This is a genomic window from Burkholderia plantarii (assembly GCF_001411805.1).
Classification (GTDB): Bacteria; Pseudomonadota; Gammaproteobacteria; order Burkholderiales; family Burkholderiaceae; genus Burkholderia; species Burkholderia plantarii.
In genome coordinates, this window is the sequence record NZ_CP007212.1 from 1,979,029 (window position 1) to 1,997,985 (window position 18,957).

General features: G+C 67.3%; 14 protein-coding genes. All 14 read left to right on the top strand.

From position 1 onward, the window contains the following. Positions 1 to 189: 189 nt before the first annotated feature. The 14 genes from bpln_RS08535 (at position 190) to bpln_RS08600 (ending at position 18,839) form a co-directional block, all read left to right on the top strand. Positions 190 to 1,224 carry a sulfate ABC transporter substrate-binding protein gene (locus bpln_RS08535; protein ID WP_055138571.1) on the top strand — a complete coding sequence of 345 codons (1,035 nt, stop codon included), beginning with the start codon at positions 190 to 192 and terminating at the stop codon, positions 1,222 to 1,224. 161 nt (positions 1,225 to 1,385) lie between these two features. Beyond that, positions 1,386 to 2,285 carry a sulfate ABC transporter permease subunit CysT gene (gene cysT, locus bpln_RS08540; RefSeq protein WP_042624848.1) on the top strand — a complete coding sequence of 300 codons (900 nt, stop codon included), beginning with the start codon at positions 1,386 to 1,388 and terminating at the stop codon, positions 2,283 to 2,285. Beyond that, a complete protein-coding gene (gene cysW, locus bpln_RS08545; RefSeq protein ID WP_055138572.1) occupies positions 2,282 to 3,202 on the top strand; it encodes a sulfate ABC transporter permease subunit CysW in 921 nt (306 codons plus the stop codon). The genes cysT and cysW overlap by 4 nt, the downstream gene beginning before the upstream one ends. A 17-nt stretch (positions 3,203 to 3,219) precedes the next feature. Then, entirely contained in the window at positions 3,220 to 4,281 is a 1,062-nt protein-coding gene (locus tag bpln_RS08550; RefSeq protein WP_042624850.1) for a sulfate/molybdate ABC transporter ATP-binding protein, read from the top strand. Between the two features lie 53 nt (positions 4,282 to 4,334). After that, complete coding sequence (locus bpln_RS08555) at positions 4,335 to 5,264, top strand: CysB family HTH-type transcriptional regulator (protein ID WP_042624851.1); 930 nt, start codon at positions 4,335 to 4,337, stop codon at positions 5,262 to 5,264. A gap of 378 nt (positions 5,265 to 5,642) precedes the next feature. Beyond that, entirely contained in the window at positions 5,643 to 6,605 is a 963-nt protein-coding gene (locus bpln_RS08560; protein WP_042624852.1) for a sugar ABC transporter substrate-binding protein, read from the top strand. 7 nt (positions 6,606 to 6,612) lie between these two features. Beyond that, positions 6,613 to 8,196, top strand: a complete 1,584-nt coding sequence (locus tag bpln_RS08565) for a sugar ABC transporter ATP-binding protein (RefSeq protein WP_042624853.1) — start codon at positions 6,613 to 6,615, stop codon at positions 8,194 to 8,196. Further along, entirely contained in the window at positions 8,193 to 9,215 is a 1,023-nt protein-coding gene (locus tag bpln_RS08570; protein ID WP_055138573.1) for an ABC transporter permease, read from the top strand. The genes bpln_RS08565 and bpln_RS08570 overlap by 4 nt, the downstream gene beginning before the upstream one ends. A 22-nt stretch (positions 9,216 to 9,237) precedes the next feature. Then, positions 9,238 to 10,284, top strand: coding sequence for a LacI family DNA-binding transcriptional regulator (locus tag bpln_RS08575; RefSeq protein ID WP_042624855.1), 1,047 nt, complete (start codon positions 9,238 to 9,240; stop codon positions 10,282 to 10,284). Next, positions 10,281 to 11,222: a ribokinase gene (gene rbsK, locus bpln_RS08580; RefSeq protein WP_055138574.1), complete on the top strand. Its 942-nt coding sequence runs from the start codon at positions 10,281 to 10,283 to the stop codon at positions 11,220 to 11,222. Before bpln_RS08575 ends, rbsK begins: the two co-directional genes overlap by 4 nt. Positions 11,223 to 12,259: 1,037 nt before the next feature. After that, complete coding sequence (locus bpln_RS08585; protein WP_042624857.1) at positions 12,260 to 14,182, top strand: PrkA family serine protein kinase; 1,923 nt, start codon at positions 12,260 to 12,262, stop codon at positions 14,180 to 14,182. Between the two features lie 114 nt (positions 14,183 to 14,296). Continuing rightward, positions 14,297 to 15,562 carry a YeaH/YhbH family protein gene (locus tag bpln_RS08590; protein WP_055138575.1) on the top strand — a complete coding sequence of 422 codons (1,266 nt, stop codon included), beginning with the start codon at positions 14,297 to 14,299 and terminating at the stop codon, positions 15,560 to 15,562. Between the two features lie 4 nt (positions 15,563 to 15,566). Continuing rightward, a complete protein-coding gene (locus bpln_RS08595; protein WP_042624859.1) occupies positions 15,567 to 17,243 on the top strand; it encodes a SpoVR family protein in 1,677 nt (558 codons plus the stop codon). A gap of 291 nt (positions 17,244 to 17,534) precedes the next feature. After that, on the top strand, positions 17,535 to 18,839 hold the full coding sequence (locus tag bpln_RS08600) for an MFS family transporter (RefSeq protein WP_042624860.1): 1,305 nt from the start codon (positions 17,535 to 17,537) through the stop codon (positions 18,837 to 18,839). The last annotated feature ends 118 nt before the right edge of the window (positions 18,840 to 18,957 follow it).

An 18,957-nucleotide genomic window follows, 5' to 3' on the forward strand; every position in this document is an offset into this window, starting at 1 on the left:
TCGCGGCGATTCCGCCGCGATCGAGCGACGTCCAAACGCCGGTTCCGATGTCGCAACCGTCCGCCGGCTGGTCCTTACCACTTTTTCGTATAAAAAAATTCGGAACGATTATTTTTAATGATGAAAGCTGTTCGCTAGACTTGGCCCGACATTGCAAAAAACGATCCACGAACCTCTGGAGATCACGGGATGGTCAAGCGCAACACGGGGCTGGCTGGCGGCGTTCGCCGTCTGATCGCAACACTGGCGGTAGGCGCGGCGGCGCTCGGCGGCGCCACGCACGCACTCGCGGACACGACGTTGCTGAACGTCTCGTATGATCCGACCCGCGAGCTGTATCAGGACGTCAACCAGGCGTTCGGCAAGGAATGGAAGGCCAAGACGGGCGAGACCGTCACCTTCAAGCAGTCGCACGGCGGCTCGGGCGCGCAGGCGCGCTCGGTGCTCGACGGCCTGCAGGCCGACGTCGTGACGCTCGCGCTCGCCTACGACATCGACGCGCTCGCCAACAAGGGCATCGTCGCCAAGGACTGGCAGAAGCGCCTGCCCGACAACGCGTCGCCGTACACCTCGACGATCGTGTTCCTGGTGCGCAAGGGCAACCCGAAGGGCATCAAGGACTGGGACGACCTGATCAAGCCGGGCGTGTCGATCGTCACGCCGAACCCGAAGACCTCGGGCGGCGCGCGCTGGAACTACCTCGCGGCCTGGGCCTACGCGCTGCACAAGCCGGGTGGCAGCGAGCAGAGCGCGAAGGACTTCGTGGCGAAGGTCTACAAGAACGCCGGCGTGCTCGATTCGGGCGCGCGCGGCGCAACCACCAGCTTCGTGCAGCGCGGCATCGGCGACGTGCTGATCGCCTGGGAGAACGAGGCGTTCCTGTCGCTGAAGGAGTTCGGTCCGGACAAGTTCGAGATCGTCGTGCCGTCGGCCAGCATCCTCGCCGAGCCGCCGGTCGCGGTGGTCGACAAGGTGGTCGACAAGAAGGGCGACCGCAAGCTGGCCGAGGCCTACCTGAACTTCCTCTACAGCAAGGAAGGCCAGGAGATCGCGGCGCGCAACTTCTACCGTCCGCGCTCGAAGGATGTGCCGGCCGAGCTGACGAAGCAGTTCCCGAAGCTGAAGCTCTATACCGTCGACGACACCTTCGGCGGCTGGGCCAACGCGCAGAAGACGCACTTCGCCGACGGCGGCGTGTTCGACTCGATCTACAAGCCGCAATAAGCGCGGCGCGCAACACCCGAGGCAGAGCAGCAACCCGAGGCCGCGCGGCGCGAGCGAGCGCACGCGCGGCCCGCTACAACGACGAACACGAACCCACGCGCGGCCGGCCGGTACCCTCCGACGGCCGCGCCTCCCATGTCAACCAAGGAAGCGCATTTCGCATGACGACGTACACCTTCCGCAAGCCGAGCGCGCTGCCCGGCTTCGGCGTGACGCTCGGGATCACGGTGGCCTATCTGAGCCTCGTGGTGCTGATACCGCTCGCCTCCACGTTTTTGAAGACCGCGACGCTGACGTGGGATCAGTTCGTCGCCGCGACGACCTCCGCGCGCGTGATCGCCTCGTACCGGCTCACGTTCCTCTCGGCGCTCGGCGGCGCGCTGATCAACGCCGTGTTCGGCTTCCTGGTCGCCTGGGTGCTGGTGCGCTACCGGTTTCCGTTCAAGCGCATCGTCGACGCGATCGTCGACCTGCCGTTCGCGCTGCCGACCTCGGTCGCGGGCATTTCGCTCGCGGCCGTTTATGCGTCGAACGGCTGGGTCGGCCAGTATCTCGCGCCGCTCGGCATCAAGATCGCGTTCACGCCGCTCGGCGTGCTGGTGGCGCTGACCTTCATCGGCCTGCCGTTCGTGGTGCGCACGGTGCAGCCCGTGCTCGAGGAGTTCGAGCGAGAGCAGGAGGAGGCCGCGGCCTGCCTCGGCGCCTCGCGCTGGCTGACGTTCCGCCGCGTGGTGCTGCCGGCCGTGTTCCCGGCGCTGCTGACGGGCTTCGCGCTCGCGTTCGCGCGCGCGCTCGGTGAGTACGGCTCGGTGATCTTCATCGCCGGCAACGTGCCGATGAAGTCCGAGATCACCTCGCTCCTGATCATCACGAAGCTCGAGCAGTACGACTACGCGGGCGCCACCGCGATCGCGGTGGTGATGCTGGTGGTGTCGTTCCTGATGCTGCTCCTGATCAACACGCTGCAATGGTGGCTGCAGCGCCGCACCAGTCGCGGCGCGAGCGGTCCGGCGCCGGCCGCGACCGGCGCCGTGGCGGCTGCCGCCGGAGGTGCGCAATGAGCCGCGACGCGACCAGTTCCACGCTGCCCGCCGGCGCCGCGCCGCGCGCGAAGGCCTCGCGCCGGCGCGATCCCGTCACCGAATCGCGCCTGGTGCGCTGGGTGCTGACCGGCCTCGCGCTGCTGTTCCTGGCCGGCTTCCTGGTGGTGCCGCTCGCCGCCGTGTTCGCGCAGGCGCTCGCCAAGGGCATCGGCTTCTACTTCGAATCGCTCGGCGACCCCGATGCCTGGGCCGCGATCGAGCTGACCGTGACGGTGGCCGCGATCGCGGTGCCGCTGAACCTCGTGTTCGGGATCTGCGCGTCGTGGGCGATCGCCAAGTTCGAGTTTCGCGGCAAGGCGCTGCTGACCACGCTGATCGACCTGCCGTTCTCGGTGTCGCCGGTGATCTCGGGGCTCGTCTACGTGCTGATGTTCGGCGCGCAGGGCTGGCTCGGACCGTGGCTCGAGGCGCACGACATCCAGATCATCTTCGCCGTGCCCGGCATCGTGCTGGCGACGATCTTCGTCACGTTTCCGTTCGTCGCGCGCGAGCTGATCCCGCTGATGCAGGCGCAGGGCAACGATGAAGAGGAGGCCGCGCGCGTGCTCGGCGCCTCCGGCTGGCAGATCTTCCGCCGCGTGACGCTGCCCAACGTGCGCTGGGGCCTGCTGTACGGCGTGATCCTCTGCAACGCGCGCGCGATGGGCGAGTTCGGCGCGGTATCGGTGGTGTCGGGCCACATTCGCGGCCAGACCGACACCATGCCGCTGCACGTCGAGATCCTCTACAACGAATACAACTTCTCGGCCGCGTTCGCGGTGGCCTCGGTGCTGGCCCTGCTCGCGCTCGTCACGCTGGCGCTGAAGCTGCTCGCCGAACGCCGCATGTCGGCCGAACTCGCCGATGCGCGCGCTGGCGCCACGGCGCACTCCTGATCGAAGAGGCACACCAGATGGGTATCACCGTTCGTAACCTGCACAAGCAATTCGGCGACTTCACGGCGCTCGACGACGTCTCGCTCGATTTCCCGCCCGGCGAGCTGGTGGCGCTGCTCGGGCCTTCCGGCTGCGGCAAGACCACGCTGCTGCGCGTGATCGCGGGCCTCGAGCACGCGGACGCGGGCCAGGTCGTGCTGCAAGGCCAGGACGTGGCCGACGTCGGCGCGCGCGAGCGCCAGGTCGGCTTCGTGTTCCAGCATTACGCGCTGTTTCGCCATATGACCGTGTTCGAGAACGTCGCGTTCGGACTGCGCGTGAAGCCGCGCGCCGAGCGTCCGTCCGAGGCGGTGATCCGCGAGAAGGTCCACGAGCTGCTCAAGCTGGTGCAGCTCGACTGGCTCGCGCCGCGCTATCCGTCCGAACTCTCGGGCGGCCAGCGCCAGCGCATCGCGCTGGCCCGCGCGCTCGCGGTCGAACCGAAGGTGCTGCTGCTCGACGAGCCGTTCGGCGCGCTCGACGCGAAGGTCCGCAAGGAGTTGCGCAGCTGGCTGCGCCGCCTGCACGACGACCTGCACATCTCGACTATCTTCGTCACGCACGATCAGGAAGAAGCGCTGGAAGTGGCCGACCGCATCGTCGTGCTCAATCACGGCCACGTGGAGCAGGTGGGCAGCCCGCAGGACGTGTACGACCATCCGCAGAGCGCGTTCGTCTACGAATTCCTCGGCGCGGCCAACAGGCTCGACGGCGTGGTGCATGGCGACGGCTTCGTGGCCGACGGCGCGGCCGGCCCGATCACGGTGGCCGCCGACTTCGCCGGCCGCGCGCATGCCTACGTGCGCCCGCACGACCTGCAGATCGTCGCGGCCGGCGAGGCGCGCGGCGACGGCATCGCGGTGGACGTGCGGCGCGTGGTGCCGCTGGGCGGCGCGGTGCGCATCGAGCTCGCGCCGCGTGCCGGCGGCACGCTGCTGGAAGCCGAACTCGATCGCGACACCTGGCGCACGCTCGCGCTCGGCGTCGGCGACGGCGCCACGGCGGTGCCGCGCCACGCACGCGTGTTTCCGGCCCGCTGAGGCCCGCTTTTCATCGACAATCGATAATGACAACGCCCCTGAGAGGCTGACCCATGAATTTCCAGCAATTGCGCTTCGTTCGGGAAGCGGTACGCCAGAACATGAACCTGACCGAGGTCGCGAACGTGCTCTACACGTCGCAGTCGGGCGTCTCGAAGCAGATCAAGGATCTGGAGGACGAACTCGGCGTCGACATCTTCATCCGCCGCGGCAAGCGGCTGACCGGCCTGACCGAACCGGGCAAGGCCGTGCATCAGCTGATCGAGCGGATGCTGCTCGACGCCGAAAACCTGCGCCGCGTGGCGCGCCAGTACGCCGACCAGGACAGCGGCCACCTGGTGGTGGCGACCACCCACACGCAGGCGCGCTACGCGCTGCCGAAGGTGATCCGGCAGTTCACCGAGGTGTTCCCGAAGGTCCACCTGGCGCTGCGCCAGGGCAGCCCGCAGCAGATCGCGCAGATGATCCTGAGCGGCGAGGCCGATGTCGGCATCTCGACCGAGGCGCTCGACCGCTACCCGGACATCGTCACGTTCCCGTGCTATTCGTGGCATCACACGGTGGTGGTGCCGAAGGATCACCCGCTGGTGGGCCGCGCGAACCTGACGCTCGAGGAAATCGCCGAGCATCCGATCATCACCTACGACCAGGACTTCACGGGCCGCTCGCACATCGACCAGGCGTTCGCGAAGGCCGGCGCGGTGCCCGACGTGGTGCTGACCGCGATCGACGCGGACGTGATCAAGACCTACGTCGAGCTCGGCATGGGGATCGGCGTGGTGGCGGCGATGGCCTACGACGCGCAGCGCGACGCCGGGCTCGTCGCGCTCGACACCCAGCACCTGTTCGAGGCCAGCACGACGCGGGTGGGCCTGCGCAAGGGCGCGTTCCTGCGCTCCTATGCCTACCGGCTGCTCGAGATGTTCGCGCCGCACCTGACCGAAGCCGAGGTGGTCGCGCAGCTGAAGGAAACCGCGCTCTGAGCGCGAGGCGCCGCGCCCGCCGCGAGGCGGCGCCGGCGCGCCATCCCGCCCGGGGCCGGCACCCGCCGGCGCCCGCGGTCAACCGCGACGGTGCGTACCCGTGTCGCGCACTGCAAACTCCCGACCCACGCTCAATCAGGGCAAAACCCCGTTGCGCATCGCGCGCGATCAGTCCAGCATGGGCGCTTGCCGATACGCCCGGCCCGGATGGGCAGACCGGGATGCGCGAGAGGGGACGGTCGCCGTCGACGCCGATCCGGCGCGTTCATGGTTGTGGTCGCACCTTTTTTCGCACCGTGCCGGATGCTATCGAGCAAACGTTTGCTCAACATGAAAACGACACCCGGGCAGCCGGGCCAGATCAGTGAGGAGAGTCGTATGGATTTCCGCATTCGCCGCCGTGTTCTCGCCGCCGCGCTCGTCGGCGCCGCCGTGGCCATCGCACCGCCCGGCGCGCAGGCGCAGGCGCAGGCCGCGCACAAGCCGAAGGTCGCGCTCGTGATGAAGTCGCTCGCCAATGAATTCTTCCTGACCATGGAGAACGGCGCGAAGGACTACCAGCAGCACAACCCGGCGCTGTTCGATCTGGTCACCAACGGCATCAAGGACGAGACCGACACCGCCAACCAGATCCGCATCGTCGAGCAGATGATCGTCGCCAAGGCCGACGCGATCGTGCTGGCGCCGGCCGATTCGAAGGCGCTGGTGCCGGTGGTGAAGAAGGCGGTGGATGCCGGCATCATCGTCATCAACATCGACAACCGGCTCGATCCGGACGTGCTGAAGTCGAAGAACCTCAACGTGCCGTTCGTCGGCCCCGACAACCGCAAGGGCGCGCGCAAGATCGGCGACTACCTCGCCAGGCGCCTGAAGGCCGGTGACGAGGTGGGCATCCTCGAGGGCGTGTCGACCACCACCAACGCGCAGCAGCGCACGGCCGGCTACCAGGACGCGATGAAGGCGGCGGGCGTGAAGGTGGTGTCGGTGCAGTCGGGCGAGTGGGAGATCGACAAGGGCAACGCGGTGGCCTCGGCGATGCTCAACGAATATCCGAACCTGAAGGCGCTGCTGTGCGGCAACGACAGCATGGCGATCGGCGCCGTGTCGGCGGTGCGCGCGGCCGGCAAGGCAGGCAAGGTCTACGTGGTCGGCTACGACAACATCAACGCGGTCAAGCCGATGCTGCAGGACGGCCGGATCCTCGCCACCGCCGACCAGTACGCGGCCAAGCAGGCCGTGTTCGGCATCGACACGGCGCTGAAGGCGATCGCCGCGCACAAGAAGCAGTCGGACCTGTCGGGCGTGGTCGAGACGCCGGTCGACCTGATCGTCAAGCAGTAAGGCCCGCATGGCGACGATCGCAACCGCCGGCGAACCGGTACTCGACGTCTCGGGGATCGGCAAGACCTACGCCGAGCCGGTGCTGGCCGACGTCTCGCTCGCGCTGCACGCGGGCGAGGCGCTCGCGCTGACGGGCGAGAACGGCGCGGGCAAGAGCACGCTGTCGAAGATCGTGGGCGGCCTCGTCACGCCGACGGCCGGCGCGATGCGGCTGGCGGGCGGCGCCTATGCGCCGGCCAGCCGCGGCGAGGCCGAGGCGCTCGGCGTGCGGATGGTGATGCAGGAGCTGAACCTGCTCGCCACCCTGACGGTGGCCGAGAACCTGTTCCTGAACCGCCTGCCGCGCCGCTTCGGCGTGATCGACCGGCGCCGGCTGCGCGCCGACGCGCGCGAGGCGATGGCGCGCGTCGGGCTCGACGCGATCGACCCGGACACCCCGGTCGGCGCGCTCGGCATCGGCCACCAGCAGATGGTCGAGATCGCGCGCAACCTGATCGGCGACTGCCGCGTGCTGATCCTCGACGAGCCGACGGCGATGCTGACCGCGCGCGAGGTCGAGTTGCTGTTCGCGCAGATCGACCGGCTCAAGGCCGCCGGCGTCGCGCTCGTCTACATCTCGCACCGGCTCGAGGAACTCGCGCGCGTGGCCGAGCGCGTGGCGGTGCTTCGCGACGGCCGGCTGGTGCATGCCGGGCCGATGGGCGAGGTGTCGGGCGAGCGGCTGGTGGCGCTGATGGCCGGCCGCGAGGTGGGCGAGCACATCGAGTTCGGCGAGCGCCGGATCGGCGCGCCGCGGCTCGCGGTGGCGGGCCTCGCGCGCGGCACCGCGGTGCGCGACGTGTCGTTCGAGGTGCGCGCCGGCGAGATCTTCGGCATCTCGGGGCTGATCGGCGCCGGGCGCACCGAACTGCTGCGGCTCATCTACGGCGCCGACCGCGCCGAGGCCGGCACGGTCTCGATCGGCACGCCGCCGCGCCCGGTGCGGATCGGCTCGCCGGCCGACGCGGTGAAGCACGGCATCGCGCTGATCACAGAGGACCGCAAGGGCGAGGGGCTGCTGCTGTCTCTGCCGATCGCGACCAACGTGTCGCTCGGCCAGCTCGGCCGGATCTCGCGCGGCGGGGTGGTCGACACGCGGCGCGAGCACGCGCTCGCCCAGCGCCAGATCGAGGCGATGCGGATCCGCACGCGCGGGCCGGCGCAGCCGGTCGGCGAACTGTCGGGCGGCAACCAGCAGAAGGTCGTGATCGGCCGCTGGCTGGCCCACGACATGGGCGTGCTGCTGTTCGACGAGCCCACGCGCGGGATCGACGTCGGCGCCAAGTTCGACATCTACGCGTTGATGGGCGGCCTCGCTCGCGAGGGCCGCGCGCTCGTCGTGGTGTCGAGCGACCTGCGCGAGCTGATGCTGATCTGTGACCGGATCGGCGTGATGTCGGCCGGCCGCATGACGGCCGTGTTCGAGCGCGGGCACTGGACCCAGGACGCGCTGCTGGCCGCCGCGTTCGCCGGCTTCTCGCGCCGCGACGCCACGCCCGCTCCGTTGCCTGCCGCGCCGGCAGGTGACTCGACTCCAGGAATTCCTTCATGAATGAACCGATCGTCCCCGGCCACGACACGGCCGGCGGTGCCGCGCCCGACGCGGCCGCGCCTTCCGCGAAGCGCCTCTCGGGCACGCGGCTCGGGCTGTCCAACTACCTGGGCCTGGCCGGCGCGCTGCTCGCGATGATCGCGCTGTTCTCGGCGCTCAGCTCGCATTTCCTCACCTACGACACGTTCAGCACGATCGCGAACCAGATTCCCGATCTGGTGGTGATGGCGGTCGGCATGACCTTCGTGCTGATCATCGCCGGCATCGACCTGTCGGTCGGCTCGGTGCTGGCGCTGGCCGCCTCGGTGGTCTCCGTGGCGGCGCTGAAGTGGCACTGGGCGCCGCTGCCGGCCGCGCTGCTCGGCATGGCCGCGGCGGCCGTCACCGGAATGCTGACGGGGGCCGTGACGGTGGGCTGGCGGATTCCGTCGTTCATCGTCTCGCTCGGCGTGCTGGAGGGCGCGCGCGGGCTGGCCTATCAATTGACGAATTCGCGTACTGCCTACATCGGCGATGCCTTCGATTTCCTGTCGAATCCTTTCGCGCTGGGCATTTCGCCGGCCTTCGCGATCGCGGTTGCGGTGATGCTGGTGGCCCAGTTCGTGCTTACCCGGACGGTGTTCGGCCGATATCTGGTTGGTATCGGTACCAACGAAGAGGCCGTAAGGCTTGCCGGGGTGAACCCTCGTCCGTATAAAATCATCGTGTTTGCGTTGATGGGCGCGCTCGCGGGGCTTGCGGCGCTGTTCCAGATCTCGCGGCTCGAAGCGGCCGACCCGAATGCGGGCGTCGGGCTCGAACTGCAGGTGATCGCGGCCGTCGTGATCGGCGGCACGAGCCTGATGGGCGGGCGCGGCTCCGTGATCAGCACGTTTTTTGGCGTCTTGATCATCTCGGTGCTGGCGGCGGGGCTTGCCCAGATCGGCGCGAACGAACCGACCAAGCGCATCATTACCGGGGCCGTGATCGTCGTCGCCGTTGTACTCGACACGTATCGCAGCCGCCGATCGCGCACTTAAAGACAGACCAGAGGGATTCAAGATGGCGACGATCAAGGATGTGGCTGCCATGGCAGGCGTGTCGTTCACGACGGTTTCACACGTGGTGAACAATTCGCGGCCGGTGTCGGCCGACGTGCGGGCGAAGGTGGAGCGGGCGATCGCCCAGCTCAACTACGTCCCGTCGGCCGTCGCGCGATCCCTGAAAGCACGTTCGACGGCCACCATCGGCCTGGTCGTGCCGAACAGCACGAATCCGTATTTCGCCGAGCTCGCGCGCGGCATCGAGGATCAGTGCGCGGCACGCGGGTATTGCGTGTTCTTCTGCAATTCCGACGACGATCCCGTCAAGCAGCGCAACTATCTGCGCGTGCTGCAGGAAAAACGCATCGACGGGCTGATCATCGCCTCGGCGGGCGAGGACGCGGTGCTGGCGCAGACGCTCGCCGATTCGCGCGAGCCGCTGGTGGTGGTGGACCGCAACATCGAGGGGCTGTCGGCCGATCTGGTGCAGATCGACCATGAACGCGGCGCCTATCTGGCCACGCGCCACCTGATCGAGCTCGGGCATTCGCGGATCGGCTGCATCACCGGCCCGGTCGATACGGCGGTCAGCGCGATGCGCGTCCACGGTTTCATCCGTGCGATGGCCGAGCGCGGCCTCGACATCATGCCCGGCGCGATCGCCGAGAGCGACTTCTCGTGCCTGGGCGGCCGCCGTGCCGCGGCCGAGCTGCTCGACACGCTGCAGCCCACGGCGATCTTCGCCGGCAACGACCTGATGGGCATCGGCGCGCTGCGTGCCGCGGCCGAACGCGGGCTCGGCGTGCCGGAGGATTGCTCGATCATCGGTTTCGACGACATCGAGATGTCGAGCTACACCTACCCGGCGCTGTCGACGGTCGGCCAGTCGGTGCGCGCCTTGGGCGAAATTGCCGCGCAGACGTTGATCGAGCGGATCGCGGCCGGCTCGGAGGGCTCGGCGGCCATGACCAAGCGCCGCCGCGTGGTGTCGCCGCGGCTGGTGCTGCGGGAATCGACCGCGGCCTACAACGGCGAGGCCGGCGTCGTGCCGGCCAAGCGCGCATGAGCGGCGGCGAGCAGGGCGCGCGGCCGCCGGGGGGGCGGGTTGCCGTGGTCGGTAGCCTGAACATGGACCTGGTGGTGCGCGCGCCGCGCCTGCCGAAACCGGGCGAGACGCTGAGCGGCCACGGGTACGCGCAGGCCGCGGGCGGCAAGGGCGGCAACCAGGCGGTGGCCGCCGCGCGGCTCGGCGCGCAGGTCGCGATGCTGGGGCGCCTCGGCGACGACGCGAACGGCGCCGCGCTGCGCGCCGCGCTCGAGGCCGAGCGGATCGACTGCGCGGCGCTCGCGACCAGCGCCGGCGTGCCGACCGGCGTGGCGCTGATCGTGGTGGACGACGCGAGCCAGAACGCGATCGTGATCGTGGCAGGCGGCAACGGCCTCGTGACGCCGGAGGACGTCGCCGCCCACGACGCGATGATCGCGGCCGCCGACGTGCTGGTCTGCCAGCTGGAGACGCCGATGCCGGCCGTGCGGGCCGCGCTGGAGGCGGGGCGCCGCCACGCGCGCATCGTCGTGCTGAATCCGGCGCCGGCGCTCGCGCCGCTGCCGGACGGCTGGCTGCCGCTGGTCGACTGGCTGATCCCGAACGAGATCGAGGCGGCCGCGCTGACCGGCGTCCCGATCGCGACGCCGGCCGATGCCGAACTGGCTGCCCGACGGCTCGCGGAGGGCGGTGCGCGCAACGTGATCGTCACGCTCGGCGGGCAGGGCGTGGTGGCGCGGTACGCCGACGGCGGCACGCGTCATTATCCGGCGCCGAAAGTGGCGGCGGTCGACACGACGGCGGCCGGCGATACCTTCATCGGCGGTTTCGCGGCACGGCTCGCGGCCGGCGACGCGCTCGACGAAGCGATCCGCTTCGCGCAACGCGCGGCCGCGCTGTCGGTGACGCGCGTCGGCGCGCAACCTTCGATTCCGACCCTACAAGAGCTTTCCGCCTAGACTTCGCTTGCGCTTCATGCACGCGGCACGCCTTCGAATCCGGCCTCGCGCCGGATTCGTTCGTCTGGGCACGCCACTTTATCGGGGCGGATCGCTCGCGGTGATCAAGCAGGCGCGCCGCACGTTCGGTGCCCGCACGGGTGCGAGCCGGGCGTCGCCGGGATCGCGACGAGCGGCTCGTCTGAATATCGAGATCGCCCCGCGTTCCCGATCGTCCATCGCGAGATCCACGACACAAACCGGTACCCGTCACCGGACCGGATCAGCGGGCGAGCCGCGCTTGCATGCGTCGTCGGCACGACGCGCGACGTCCGCGGATCGCGGTATCCGCGATATCGGGCCAACGCTTGCGGCGCATGCATGACGACGTGATCGCGGCGCTTCGTCCGGTTCGTTTCCATCATTGTTCGCGCCCGGCGTCTCGATCCACCATCCGGATGCACGTTAACGAGCATGGCGCGCTGCCCGCACCGCACTGCATTGCACCGACCCGCATCCCGTGATGCCGAGCATGCTCGACGCATGAACGCCCGACGTGCCACGGCGTGTCTTCGCCGATGCATCACGCGTGCTTCCACCGCGTTTCACCGACGCACCATCCGCGCGCATCCCACCGGGTCGTGCGCGCCGCGAAGTGGCCCGACACGCCACCGACGCAGCTCGTCGCGCATGCCTCACGCGCCATCGCGCGAATCCGGTCCAATCGCAAAAAATTGTAACGAATGCGATCGCTCTGTCGTCCGAAATGCCGCTTCGATCGTATAGGGAAGAAGGGAGGAACGCGTCCGGTGAAAGAGACGATTCCATGCAACAGGAGAGGACGCGTGCGTCACGTTGCCAAGCTCGGGGAGAACATTGTATGGCAGTCAAAAAGCCCAGTCCAAGCGGGGTTTTTCTGAGTGTCTGGCAACAACGTTCCGACTGAAGTTTGTTCGTGAAAAAATAGGGAAATGGGTTTAGGATGAAATCGAACGGTCCTGCTTCTGCGTGTTCCAACGAAGGCAAGATCGTCTTCCGTCACAAGGCGAGGAGGTAGCATGGATATTTACAGCAGCTTCGCGAACCGCTTCGAGAAAACCCGCGAGGAGGAGTTCTCGCTCGAAGAGTATCTCGCGCTCTGCAAGAACGATCCATCGGCGTACGCCACCGCGGGCGAACGCATGTTGGCGGCCATCGGGGAACCGGAGCAGGTCGATACGCGAAACGACCCGCGTCTGTCGCGGATCTTCGCGAACAAAGTCATCAAGGTCTATCCCGCGTTTCGCGAGTTCTACGGAATGGAGGAGGTGATCGAGCAGGTGGTCGCGTACTTCCGCCACTCGGCGCAGGGGCTCGAGGAGAAGAAGCAGATCCTCTATCTGCTCGGGCCGGTCGGTGGCGGCAAATCGTCGATCGCCGAGCGTCTCAAGCAACTGGCGGAGCGCGTGCCGTTCTATTCGCTGAAGGGTTCTCCCGTCAACGAATCGCCGCTCGGGCTGTTCGACTACGACGAGGACGGCCCGATCCTCGAGGAGCAATACGGCATCCCGCGCCGCTACCTCAAGAGCATCCTGAGCCCGTGGGCCGTCAAGCGGCTGCACGAATACAACGGCGACATCCGCCAGTTCCGCGTGGTGCGCCGCTATCCGTCGATCCTGCGCCAGATCGGCATCGCCAAGACGGAGCCGGGCGACGAGAACAACCAGGACATCTCCTCGCTGGTCGGCAAGGTCGACATCCGCAAGCTCGAACAGTACGCGCAGGACGACGCCGATGCCTACAGCTACTCGGGCGGCCTCTGCCTCGCCAACCAGGGTCTGCTCGAATTCGTCGAGATGTTCAAGGCGCCGATCAAGGTGCTGCACCCGCTGCTGACGGCCACCCAGGAAGGCAACTTCAAAGGCACCGAAGGCTTCGGCGCGATCCCGTTCGACGGCGTGATCCTCGCCCACTCGAACGAGTCCGAATGGAAGGCGTTCCGCAACAACAAGAACAACGAGGCGCTGCTCGACCGGATCTTCGTCGTGAAGGTGCCGTACTGCCTGCGCGTGTCGGAAGAGATCCGCATCTACGAGAAGCTGATCCGCAGTTCCTCGCTGGCCGAAGCCGTCTGCGCGCCGGGCACGCTGAAGATGATGGCGCAGTTCTCGGCGCTCACGCGGCTGCATGAACCCGAGAACTCGAGCCTGTTCTCGAAGATGCAGGTGTACGACGGCGAGAACCTGAAGGACACCGATCCGAAGGCGAAGTCGTATCAGGAGTATCGCGACTACGCCGGCGTCGACGAAGGCATGACGGGCGTGTCGACGCGCTTCGCGTTCAAGATCCTCTCGCGCGTGTTCAACTTCGACAGCTCGGAGGTGGCCGCGAACCCGGTCCACCTGATGTACGTGCTCGAGCAGCAGATCGAACGCGAGCAGTTCCCGCCGGAAACGGAGCAGAAGTATCTGTCGTTCGTGAAGGATCTGCTCGCCTCGCGCTACGCGGAGTTCATCGGCAAGGAGATCCAGACGGCGTACCTCGAATCGTATTCGGAGTACGGGCAGAACATCTTCGACCGCTACGTGACCTATGCGGACTTCTGGATCCAGGACCAGGAGTTCCGCGATCACGACACGGGCGAGAGCTTCGACCGCGCCTCGCTGAACGCCGAGCTCGAGAAGATCGAGAAGCCGGCCGGCATCAGTAATCCGAAGGATTTCCGCAACGAGATCGTGAACTTCGTGCTGCGTGCGCGGGCCGCGAACGGCGGGAAGAATCCGGCCTGGGTCAGCTACGAAAAGCTGCGCGTGGTGATCGAGAAGAAGATGTTCTCGAACACCGAGGAACTGCTGCCGGTGATCTCGTTCAACGCCAAGGGATCGGCGGAGGAGCAGCGCAAGCACGAGGACTTCGTGAACCGCATGGTCGCCAAGGGCTACACGCCGAAGCAGGTCCGCCTGCTCTGCGACTGGTACCTGCGCGTGCGCAAGTCGTCATGACGCATCTGTTGCACCGCCCGCGCGGCCGCGCCGCGCGGGCACCCTGAGCGACGCGCCGCACGGCGGATCGTGCGGCACGTCCCGGCGTATCGACCTTCAAGCGGGAGACCGGGAGTGCTTCATCAAATCATCGACCGCAGGCTTGCCGGCAAGAACAAGAGCATTGCAAACCGCGAACGCTTCCTGCGTCGCGTCAAGAACTACATTCGCCGGGCGGTGTCCGACGCCGTCCGCGACCGTAGCATCAAGGACATCCAAAGCACCCAGAGCATCACCATTCCACGCAAGGACATCGCGGAGCCCACGTTCCGCCACGCGTCCGGCGGGCGGCGCGAACACGTGCATCCCGGCAATTCCGACTACATCCGCGGCGACAAGATTCCGCGTCCGCCGGGCGGCTCCGGTGGCGGCGGCAGCCAGGCCAGCAACGAAGGCGAGGGGCAGGACGACTTCGTGTTCGAGTTGAGCCGCGACGAGTTCATGCAGTACTTCTTCGACGACCTGGAACTGCCGCGGCTCGTCAAGACGCACCTGCTGACGGTGCCGAGCTGGAAAAGCGTGCGCGCGGGCTGGGCGGCGGAAGGCACGCCGAACAACATCGACGTGGTGCGTTCGTTGCGCAGCGCGCTGGGCCGGCGCATCGCGCTCGGCTCGCCGCTGGTGGCCGAGCTGCGCGGGCTCGAGGCGCAACTCGAGGCGCTGCAGGACGATCCCGGCGACCACCGCGTCGAGATCGCCGAACTCGAGGCGCAGATCCATCACCTGAAGGGGCGCATCTGGCGGATTCCGTTCATCGATCCGTTCGACCTGCGCTACGTGAATCGGGTGAAGCAGCCGCAGCCGTCGAGCCAGGCCGTGATGTTCTGCCTGATGGACGTGTCGGGCTCGATGGACGAGCAGCGCAAGGATCTCTCCAAACGCTTCTTCATCCTGCTCTATCTGTTCCTGAAGCGGAACTACGAGCGCATCGAGGTGGTGTTCATCCGCCATCACACGCGCGCCGAGGAAGTGGACGAGGACACCTTCTTCCACTCGACCGAGAGCGGCGGCACGGTGGTGTCGAGCGCGCTCGAACTGATGCGCAAGGTGATGAACGAGCGCTACTCGCCGACCGAATGGAACATCTACGGCGCGCAGGCCTCGGACGGCGACAACTGGACCGACGATTCGCCGAAGTGCCGCAAGATCCTCCAGGACGACATCCTCACCAAGACGCGTTATTTCGCCTACATCCAGGTGGCGCCGGAAGAGCAGAACCTGTGGCTCGAATACGCGCAGCTCGCGCTGTCGCAGCCGCACATGGCGATGAAGAAGGCCGAGTCGGCCGCGGACATCTACCCGGTATTCCGCGAGCTGTTCGAAAAACACGTGGAAACCTGATCGCATGACGACACGCCACCCGGACAACGAGGCGCGCGGCTGGCAGGCGCGCCACACGGGCGACGACGCGCCCGGCCCCGGCGCCGATCAAGCCGGAGCCGACGCCTCGCCGCCGCACCCAGCAATGCCCGAGAGCGGGCACAAGGAAGGGCGCATGAACGTCGCCGAACGCAAACCGCTGCCGTGCCCGTCGGACTGGACCTTTGAGCTGATCGAGGAGTACGACACGCATATCGCGCAGGTGGCCGAGCAATACGAGCTCGACATCTACCCGATCCAGCTCGAGCTGATCAGCGCCGAGCAGATGATGGACGCCTACGCGTCGGTCGGGATGCCCGTCAACTACCGCCACTGGTCGTTCGGCAAGCATTTCCTGTCGACCGAGAAGAGCTACCGGCGCGGCCAGATGGGGCTTGCCTACGAGATCGTGATCAACTCGAACCCCTGCATCGCGTATCTGATGGAAGAGAATACGCTGACCATGCAGGCGCTCGTGATCGCGCACGCCGCCTACGGCCACAACTCGTTCTTCAAGGGCAACTACCTGTTCCGGCTCTGGACCGACGCGCACGCCATCGTCGACTATCTCGTCTACGCGAAGAACTACGTCGCCGAATGCGAGGAGCGCTACGGGCTCGACCGCGTCGAGGAACTGCTCGACTCGTGCCACGCGCTGATGAACTACGGCGTGGACCGCTACAAGCGTCCCCAGAAGCCGTCGCTGGCCAAGGAGGCCGCGCTGCGGCGCGAGCGCGAGACCTACCTGCAGTCGCAGGTCAACGAACTCTGGCGCACGCTGCCAGGCCGCAAGCCGGAGGCGGCCGACGAGGAAGTGGAAGGACGCTACCCGCCGGAGCCGCAGGAGAACCTGCTGTACTTCGCCGAGAAGAACGCGCCGCTGCTCGAGCCGTGGGAGCGCGAGGTGATCCGCATCGTGCGCAAGGTGGGGCAGTACTTCTACCCGCAGCGGCAGACGCAGGTGATGAACGAGGGCTGGGCCACGTTCTGGCATTACACGCTGCTCAACACGCTCTACCAGCAGGGCAAGCTGGCCGACGGCTTCATGATGGAATTCCTCCATTCGCACAGCAACGTGATCTACCAGCCGCCCGTCACCAAGCCCTACTACAGCGGCATCAACCCGTATGCGCTCGGCTTCTCGATGATGAGCGACATCCGGCGCATCTGCGAGAACCCGACCGAGGAGGACCGCCGCTGGTTTCCGGAGCTGGCGGGCAGCCCGTGGCTGCCGGCGCTGCACTACGCGATGCGCAACTTCAAGGACGAGAGCTTCATCGCGCAATATCTTTCACCGCACCTGATCCGCGAGATGCGGCTGTTCTCGGTGCTCGACGACGACATGCGCGATTCGCTCGAAGTCTCGGCGATCCACGACGACAGCGGCTACCAGTACGTGCGGCAGGCGCTCTCGCGCCAGTACGACATCCATCACCGCGAGCCGAACATCCAGGTGTGGGCCGTCAACACGCGCGGCGACCGCAGCCTCACGCTGCGCCACTTCATGACCGACAACCGCCACCTGTCGAACGACAGCGACGAGGTGCTCAAGCACATGGCGCGGCTCTGGCAGTTCGACGTGTTCCTCGAGAGCGTCGACGAGTCCGGCACGGTGCGCAAGCGCTACGAGTGCCGCTACCGGCCGCCCGACGTGCGCGTCTGAGCGGCCACGCCGGTCCGCGTGAAACGAAGCCAGCCTCCGGGCTGGCTTTTGTGTTGCGGGGCGCGGTCGATGCGGGTGGGCGCGGGCTGTCCCCGGTCTTGGGGACACCCCTGAAGGCACGCAACCTTTCAATTGGATAAAATGGCGCCGCTGCGGACGCGGGCGGTGCCGGATCAGGCCGGCCGACGCCCGCAAGCAGGCTGCTCGCGGCCGCCGGGAGCCTCCGTCTGCCCGCGCCACACGCCCGCATCCTACGCACGCACCACACGACCAATCGAGGAACCCAACTGCATGACCGATCTCACCGATCCGGCCTTCGTGGCCGCCAATGACACCCGCCGGCGCGTCTTCGCGATCGTCGGCGCCTCGTCGGGCAATCTCGTCGAATGGTTCGACTTTTACGTCTATTCGTTTTGTTCGCTCTATTTCGCGCACGCGTTCTTCCCGAGCGGCAATCCCACCACGCAACTGCTGAACACGGCCGGCGTGTTCGCGGCCGGCTTCCTGATGCGGCCGATCGGCGGCTGGCTGTTCGGCCGCATCGCCGACCGGCACGGCCGGCGCACCGCGATGATGATCTCGGTGCTGATGATGTGCGGCGGCTCGCTGGTGATCGCGGCGATGCCGACCTACGACCAGATCGGCGCGCTCGCGCCGGTGATGCTGCTGGTCGCGCGGCTGTTCCAGGGGCTCTCGGTGGGCGGCGAATACGGCACCAGCGCGACCTACATGAGCGAGGTCGCGCTGAAGGGCCGGCGTGGCTTCTTCGCGTCGTTCCAGTACGTGACGCTGATCGGCGGCCAGCTCTGCGCGCTGCTGGTGCTGGTGATCCTGCAGCAGTTCCTCACCACCGAGGAACTGCGCGCCTGGGGCTGGCGGATTCCGTTCGTGGTCGGCGCGGCGGCCGCGCTGGTGTCGGTTTATCTGCGCAAGTCGCTCGACGAGACCTCCACCAGCGAATCGCGCCACGCGCGCGACGCCGGCACGATTCGCGGCGTGATGCAGCACAAGGGCGCGTTCTTCACGGTGGTCGGCTTCACGGCCGGCGGCTCGCTGATCTTCTACACGTTCACGACCTACATGCAGAAGTACCTCGTCAACACGGCGGGCATGCATGCGAAGACGGCCAGCAACGTGATGACGGTGGCGCTGCTCGTCTACATGCTGCTGCAGCCGGTGTTCGGCGCACTGTCGGACCGCATTGGCCGGCGCACCTCGATGCTGCTGTTCGGCGGCCTCGCGGTGATCGGCACGGTGCCGCTGATGCATGCGATCGCGGGCACCACGAACCCGGTGATGGCATTCGTGCTGATCACGGTCGCGCTCGCCATCGTCAGCTTCTACACCTCGATCAGCGGCCTGATCAAGGCCGAGATGTTTCCGCCCGAAGTCCGCGCGATGGGCGTGGGCCTTTCGTATGCGGTGGCCAACGCGCTGTTCGGCGGCACGGCCGAGTACGTCGCGCTGTGGTTCAAGCAGGCCGGCACGGAGGCGACGTTCTACTGGTACGTGACGGCCCTGTGCGCGATCTCGTTCCTGGTGTCGTGGCGGATGCGCGAACCGGCCAGGGAGGGCTACCTGCGGCACGAGCCGTGAGCGCGGGGGCGGTAGCAACGCGCGCGCGATAACGATATCGGAAATGCTTGGTTGTGGTCACGCGGCGGGCACCTTAATCTGAACCCGTAGTTCGTGTGACACCTCCTTGACTGGGATT

Bases quoted from the DNA above. Each gene is read 5' to 3' on its own strand.
- bpln_RS08595 (WP_042624859.1), top strand. From the start codon at position 15,567: ATGACGACACGCCACCCGGACAACGAGGCGCGCGGCTGGCAGGCGCGC.
- cysT (WP_042624848.1), top strand. From the start codon at position 1,386: ATGACGACGTACACCTTCCGCAAGCCGAGCGCGCTGCCCGGCTTCGGC.
- bpln_RS08555 (WP_042624851.1), top strand. From the start codon at position 4,335: ATGAATTTCCAGCAATTGCGCTTCGTTCGGGAAGCGGTACGCCAGAAC.
- bpln_RS08585 (WP_042624857.1), top strand. From the start codon at position 12,260: ATGGATATTTACAGCAGCTTCGCGAACCGCTTCGAGAAAACCCGCGAG.
- bpln_RS08570 (WP_055138573.1), top strand. From the start codon at position 8,193: ATGAATGAACCGATCGTCCCCGGCCACGACACGGCCGGCGGTGCCGCG.
- bpln_RS08575 (WP_042624855.1), top strand. From the start codon at position 9,238: ATGGCGACGATCAAGGATGTGGCTGCCATGGCAGGCGTGTCGTTCACG.
- rbsK (WP_055138574.1), top strand. From the start codon at position 10,281: ATGAGCGGCGGCGAGCAGGGCGCGCGGCCGCCGGGGGGGCGGGTTGCC.
- bpln_RS08600 (WP_042624860.1), top strand. From the start codon at position 17,535: ATGACCGATCTCACCGATCCGGCCTTCGTGGCCGCCAATGACACCCGC.
- bpln_RS08560 (WP_042624852.1), top strand. From the start codon at position 5,643: ATGGATTTCCGCATTCGCCGCCGTGTTCTCGCCGCCGCGCTCGTCGGC.
- bpln_RS08565 (WP_042624853.1), top strand. From the start codon at position 6,613: ATGGCGACGATCGCAACCGCCGGCGAACCGGTACTCGACGTCTCGGGG.
- bpln_RS08550 (WP_042624850.1), top strand. From the start codon at position 3,220: ATGGGTATCACCGTTCGTAACCTGCACAAGCAATTCGGCGACTTCACG.
- cysW (WP_055138572.1), top strand. From the start codon at position 2,282: ATGAGCCGCGACGCGACCAGTTCCACGCTGCCCGCCGGCGCCGCGCCG.
- bpln_RS08535 (WP_055138571.1), top strand. From the start codon at position 190: ATGGTCAAGCGCAACACGGGGCTGGCTGGCGGCGTTCGCCGTCTGATC.